Raw genomic sequence first — 1048 nt, 5'->3', positions numbered from 1 at the left:
CCAGTTACGTCAGTGGTACGGAAGTAGAACTGTGGACGATAGCCGTTTAGGAATGGTGTGTGACGACCACCCTCTTCTTTTGACAGTACGTATACTTCTGCGTCAAACTTGGTGTGAGGCGTGATTGAACCTGGCTTCGCTAGTACTTGGCCACGTTGTACGTCTTCACGCTTAGTACCACGTAGTAGTACGCCACAGTTTTCGCCTGCACGACCTTCGTCAAGCAGTTTACGGAACATCTCTACACCAGTACAGGTGGTTTTTTGAGTGTCACGGATACCAACGATTTCGATTTCGTCACCAACTTTTACGATACCAGATTCAACACGGCCAGTTACTACGGTACCACGACCTGAGATTGAGAATACGTCTTCGATTGGCATTAGGAATGCTTTGTCAACGTCACGCTCTGGCTCTGGGATGTAGGTGTCTAGTACGCCTAGTAGTTCTACAACGGCTGGTTGGCCGTATTTTTCTTGTGAGCCTTTTAGGGCTTCAGTAGCAGAACCGTGGATGATTGGGGTGTCATCACCTGGGAAGTCATAGTCGTTCAATAGTTCGCGAACTTCCATTTCTACTAGTTCTAGTAGTTCTTCGTCATCTACCATGTCACATTTGTTCATGAATACGATGATGTATGGTACGCCAACCTGACGTGACAACAAGATGTGCTCACGAGTCTGTGGCATAGGGCCGTCAGTTGCTGATACAACTAGGATTGCGCCGTCCATCTGAGCGGCACCGGTGATCATGTTTTTAACATAATCGGCGTGACCTGGGCAATCTACGTGTGCGTAGTGACGGCTGTCTGTGTCATATTCTACGTGTGAGGTGTTGATGGTGATACCACGTGCTTTTTCTTCTGGTGCTGAGTCAATAGACGCGTAGTCTTTGGCTTCGCCACCAGAGGTGATTGCAGCTACGGTTGCGATTGCAGCGGTAAGGGTGGTTTTACCATGGTCAACGTGTCCGATGGTACCGACGTTGACGTGTGGCTTGCTACGTTCAAACTTGGCCTTTGCCATGGGTATTTCCTCTTTTTTTTGGT

The 1048-nt window shown here is 48.5% G+C and carries 1 protein-coding gene; it reads right to left on the bottom strand.

Features of this window, described 5'->3' with window-relative positions; translation table 11 throughout:
- Positions 1–1025 (bottom strand): elongation factor Tu (tuf, locus tag ACHUET_RS14610; RefSeq protein WP_394213798.1); only part of this gene is annotated, 1025 nt, incomplete at its 3' end.
- Between the last annotated feature and the right edge of the window lie 23 nt (positions 1026–1048).

The sequence above is a fragment of the Psychrobacter piscatorii genome, assembly GCF_043641605.1.
In the GTDB taxonomy this organism is placed as follows: Bacteria; Pseudomonadota; Gammaproteobacteria; order Pseudomonadales; family Moraxellaceae; genus Psychrobacter; species Psychrobacter piscatorii_C.
Note: the sequence above shows the minus strand (reverse complement) of the source record. Positions and strands in the feature narration are given on the sequence as shown.